At 65.3% G+C, this 5,123-nt stretch carries 3 protein-coding genes and 4 pseudogenes; all 7 read right to left on the bottom strand.

What is annotated here, in order from left to right; all coding sequences use genetic code 11:
* A pseudogene (locus tag JCM25156_RS09180) lies at positions 1 to 270 on the bottom strand (biotin/lipoyl-containing protein); the annotation flags it as partial.
* Positions 271 to 276: 6 nt separating this feature from the next.
* A complete protein-coding gene (pdhA, locus tag JCM25156_RS09175) occupies positions 277 to 1,287 on the bottom strand; it encodes a pyruvate dehydrogenase (acetyl-transferring) E1 component subunit alpha (RefSeq protein ID WP_025812844.1) in 1,011 nt (336 codons plus the stop codon).
* A gap of 89 nt (positions 1,288 to 1,376) precedes the next feature.
* A pseudogene (gene moaC / locus JCM25156_RS23020) lies at positions 1,377 to 1,866 on the bottom strand (cyclic pyranopterin monophosphate synthase MoaC).
* Positions 1,863 to 2,746: pseudogene (trpC, locus tag JCM25156_RS23015) on the bottom strand (indole-3-glycerol phosphate synthase TrpC). The pseudogenes moaC and trpC overlap by 4 nt, the downstream one beginning before the upstream one ends.
* A gap of 3 nt (positions 2,747 to 2,749) precedes the next feature.
* Positions 2,750 to 3,865 (bottom strand): anthranilate phosphoribosyltransferase, encoded by a 1,116-nt coding sequence (gene trpD, locus JCM25156_RS09160; RefSeq protein WP_025812843.1) that lies wholly within the window; start codon positions 3,863 to 3,865, stop codon positions 2,750 to 2,752.
* Between the two features lie 6 nt (positions 3,866 to 3,871).
* Positions 3,872 to 4,466, bottom strand: a pseudogene (locus tag JCM25156_RS23010) (anthranilate synthase component II).
* A 101-nt stretch (positions 4,467 to 4,567) separates the two neighbouring features.
* Positions 4,568 to 5,123 (bottom strand): anthranilate synthase component I family protein (locus JCM25156_RS09150; protein WP_025812842.1); only part of this gene is annotated, 556 nt, incomplete at its 5' end.

The raw sequence follows: 5,123 nt of genomic DNA, 5'->3' as shown, positions 1-5,123 counted from the left end.
CGGCGGCGGGCCGGGCATCGGCGTCCTCGCCCTGCGCCAGCAGGATGGCGATGGGGGTGTTGACGGCCACGTTCTCCGTCCCTCCGGGATCAGGATGCGGCCCATGACGCCTTCATCCACGGCCTCGACTTCCATCGTGGCCTTGTCCGTCTCGATTTCCGCGATCACGTCACCCGCGGCGACCGCATCCCCCGTCCTGCGCAGCCAGCGGGTCATCTTGCCCTCCGTCATCGTGGGGGACAGGGCAGGCATAAGTATTTCTATCGCCATCTTCTATCAGCTTTCCACCAGCACATCTGTCCACAGTTCCGACGGGTCCGGCTCGGGGCTGGTCTGGGCGAAGTTCGCCGCGTCGGTCACGATGTCACGCACCTTGTCATCAATGGATTTCAGCTCGCCCTCGCTCACGCCCAGTTCCAGCAGTTCGCGGCGCACGCGGTCGATCGGATCATGGTTCTTGCGCATTTCATCCACTTCGGCGCGCTGGCGGTACTTTGCCGGGTCCGACATGGAATGGCCGCGATAGCGATAGGTCGCGACTTCCATCAGCACCGGCCCCTTGCCCGCGCGGCAGTGGGCTATGGCTTCATGCGCCGCCGCGCGCACCGCGTTCACGTCCATGCCATCGACATGCATGCCGGGAATGCCCCACGGCTCGCCATTGCGCCACAGTTCCTTCGACGCGGAAGCCCGCTCCACACTGGTGCCCATGCCGTAGCGGTTGTTTTCCAGTACGAACAGGCAGGGCAGTTTGTGCAGGGCGGCGAGATTGAAGCTTTCGTAAACCTGGCCCTGATTGGACGCGCCCTCACCATAATAGGTGACCGAGACTTCATCCGTGCCACGGTACTTGTTGGCGAAGGCCAGCCCGATCCCGAGCGAGACCTGCGCGCCGACAATGCCGTGCCCGCCATAGAAATGCTTTTCCGACGAGAACATGTGCATGGACCCGCCCTTGCCGTGGGAATAGCCGCCCTCACGCCCGGTCAGTTCCGCCATCACACCGCGCGGGTCCATGCCGGCCGCCAGCATCTGCCCATGGTCGCGGTAGGAGGTGATGATCTTGTCCCCCTGCTTAAGCTCCGCCTGGATCCCGACCACAACCGCTTCCTGACCGATATAGAGGTGACAGAACCCCCCGATCAGCCCCATGCCGTACAACTGGCCCGCCCGTTCCTCGAACCGGCGGATCAGCACCATTTCGTAATAGGCCTGCCGGAGGTCGGCTTCGGTCATGATCCGGCTGTTATGGCCACCTGACAGGCCGGGATCTGTCTCGTTACTCATCGAAGGTCCTTGCTTCTTGTTGCCAGCACTGCTGCCTTGGCTCCTGCCGCGACACGGCCGTTACGGGGGCGGGATACAGTCGCGCCCCGTCATGGCGGCGCCGCACGGTTATAAGTACCGGAAGCCCCGCCGGATTTATGGATCACGTGTATCTGACAGATCTCCATGTCCCGCTCCACGGCCTTGCACATGTCATACAGCGTAAGGGCGGCGACGGAGGCCGCCGTCAGGGCTTCCATTTCAACACCGGTCGGCCCGGTGGTGCGGACACGCGCCGTGATCTCCACCCCCTGCCCCGCCGCATCAGGCGCAAGTTCCACCCGGACGGAGGAAATGGCCAGCGGATGGCACAGAGGGATCAGGTCCGATGTTTTCTTGGCGGCCATGATGCCTGCAATGCGCGCGGTGGCCAGCACGTCCCCCTTGGGCATCTGGCCCGACAGGATCATGGCCAGCGTTTCGGGGCGCATCCTTACCAGCGTGCGCCACCGCCTCGCGTCGCGTATCGGGCTTGGCCGAGACATCGACCATGACCGCGTGCCCCGCCGCGTCCAGATGAGACAGGCGGGGCGATGTCATGGCGCGGTTCCGGTGGGCGTGGCCACCGTGCCGAGCAGGGCGTGAACGGCGGCGCCCACGTCTTCCTGCCGCAGCAGGCTCTCCCCACCAGGAAGCCGGACGCCCCCACCGCGTTGAGCCTGAGCACGTCCTCATGCGTGCGGATGCCGCTTTCGGATACGATGATCCGATCCGGCGGCACCAGCGGGGCCAGATCGAGCGTAGTGCGGATATCGGTCTGCAATGTCTTGAGGTTGCGGTTGTTGATCCCGATCAGGGAGGTATCGAGCGCCAGCGCGCGGTTCAGTTCCTGCTCGTCATGCACCTCGACCAGCACGTCCATGTCCAGGCCGCGCGCGATGTCGAGCAGTTCCGCCGCTTCCGCATCGGTCAGGATCGCCATGATGAGCAGGATGCAGTCCGCCCCGATCAGGCGGCTTTCATGCACCTGCCACGGGTCGATGATGAAATCCTTGCGCAGCAGCGGCAGCTTGCACGCCTCGCGCACACGGGTCAGGTCTTCCGCGCTGCCATGGAAACACGAGCCTTCGGTCAGGACCGAAATGCATGCCGCCCCCGCCTTTTCATATTCGGCGGCGATGACCGTGGGTTCGTAATCCGGGCGCAGGATACCAGCGGAAGGCGAGGCCTTCTTGATTTCCGCGATCAGGCCGATCTGGTGGTCGGCGGTTTTCTGCTTGAGCGCCTGGCCAAAGCCGCGCGGGGGCGTGTTCACTTCCCGCGCGCGGGCCGTGATTTCCTTCAGCGTCATGACTTTCGCGCGCTGCGCCACGTCCACCCGGGTCCGCGCACAGATGCGTTCCAGAACATCGGGGATGCCATCGTCATCCGCGGGCTGGACACTACCTGTCTGGGGGGAGGTCATTGGCGTGTCGTTCATTTTCTACCCTGTTACTCTGTTAGGCTCATCCGCCCGGAATGTCCGGACAGCCTCCAGCACGGCAAGCACCGCGCCACGATCGAGAACTTCAGCCGCGACGGCGATGTTCCCGCGCAGGGCGGCATAGTCGATCCCGCCGCCCCGGATGATGGTGTCACCCCGCCCCGCCACATGCAACGCGACCGCCGCGTTGAGCAGCACGGTATCGCGGTAGGCGCCCTGCCCCCCTTCGGCCAGATGACGCAGCGCGCGGGCGTTATGCGCGGGCGTGCCCCCGGTAATGGCGCTGATGGGCGCGGGCGCCAGTCCCGTTTCCAGCGGATCGAGGGTGAGGGTGAGAATCTCACCCGCTTCCAGCGCACGGACATGGGTGGGACCGGCGAGGGTCACTTCATCAATGAACCACCCGTCCCCGCACGCGCCACTGACCGCCCAGACGCACCGCGATCCGGCTTCGCGCAGCGTCGTGGCCATGACCTCCAGCCACCGGGGCGAGAACACGCCCACAAGCTGCCGCGTGACCCCGGCGGGATTGCACAGCGGGCCGACAAGATTGAAAATGGTGCGAAACCCCAGCCCCCGCCGCACCGCGCCGACATGCCGCATGGCGGGATGATGGTTGGTCGCGGCCAGGAACGTCACGCCATGGCTGTCCATCATCCGGCGGATATGCGGGATGTCCACCGGCAGCGGCACGCCGAGTTCCAGCAGGACATCCGTCGCGCCGGAGCGCGAGGACAGCGCCCTGTTGCCATGCTTGACCACCGGCACGCCAAGGGCGGCCAGCACGAAGGCCACGGCGGTGGAGACGTTGAGCGTACCCAGTCCGTCACCACCGGTGCCGCATACATCCACCGCATCCGCCGGCATGTCGGGCACCGCGACCATGCGCGCGCGCATGGCGCGCACGGCGGCGTGCAGTTCGGTTACGCTCTCGCCACGCATATGCAGCGCGGTCAGGAACGCGGCGAGTGGTATTTCCCCCACCGCGCCATCCATGATCTGTCCGAACGCCGCCCCCGCCATGGCGGGTGACAGGGGGTGCCGCGCCAGCAGCGCCGCGAGGATTTCCCTGAACTCTGCCTGTCGGGTCGGGGCGGGGTCCGTACTGCTGTTCATGACCGCTCAGGCAGCCTTGCGTGGTGTGTTCCGGCCCCGCGCAAGGGACAGGAAATTGGCCATGATCTCATGACCGTATTCCGACGCGATGCTCTCGGGGTGGAACTGCACGCCAAATATCGGCAGGCTGGCGTGGCGCAGCCCCATGATCACCCCATCGGACGAACGGGCGGTGACGGCCAGCGTGTCGGGCAGGGTGTCGGGATCAACGGTCAGGCTGTGGTAGCGGGTGGCGTTGAACGGGTCGGGCACACCGGCGAAAATGCCGGTGCCGTCGTGATAGACCGGCGAGACCTTGCCATGCATGGGCACCGGCGCGCGCACCACCGCCCCCGAAAACCTGCCCGATGGCCTGATGGCCCAGACAGACGCCAAACACCGGCACCCTGCCCGCCGCCGCGGCGATCAGGTCGCAACAGATACCGGCTTCATTGGGCGAACATGGACCTGGGGAGATGACAATGGCCTCGGGCCGCAGCGCAAGCGCATCAGCCACGCTGATCGCATCGTTGCGATAGACGTCACACTTCTCCCCCAGATCCCCCAGATAGTGAACGAGGTTGAAGGTGAAGCTGTCATAATTATCGATCAGAAGGATCATGGTCGTATCATGGCTTTTCCGCTGGGCCGGGTCAAACCTTCAGGTCCGGCCCGGCATGTCGGACCGCACCTTATCATGTCCCCGCCCGCTATAAAATCGCCTTATCCGCCCTCGGCCGTGGCAAATCGCACCGCTTCCTCCGCCGCGCGGAACAGGGCACGGGCTTTCTGGCGGGTTTCCTCATATTCCGCATCGGGAATGCTGTCGGCCACCACGCCGCAGCCCGCCTGCACGTACATCCGGCCATCCTTCACCACCGCCATGCGCAGGCCGATGCAGGTATCCATGTCCCCATCGGGGCCGAAATAGCCGATACACCCGGCATAGGTGGCGCGCCGGGTCGGTTCCACCTCGTCAATGATCTCCATGGCGCGAATCTTGGGCGCGCCGGTCAGCGTGCCGGCGGGGAAGCCGGACATCAGCGCGTCAAGCGCCTCCAGACCGGGGCGCAGCCGCCCCTCCACGTTCGAGGAAATATGCATGACATGGCTGAACCGCTCGATCACGAACTGTTCCGTCACCCGGACCGAACCAAGTTCGCACACCCGGCCCACATCGTTACGGCCGAGGTCGATAAGCATCAGGTGCTCGGCGCGTTCCTTGGGGTCGGCCAGCAGTTCGGCCTCCAGCGCCAGATCCTCCGCCACCGTGCCGCCC

This window comes from Komagataeibacter kakiaceti JCM 25156 (genome assembly GCF_000613305.1).
Note: the sequence above shows the minus strand (reverse complement) of the source record. Positions and strands in the feature narration are given on the sequence as shown.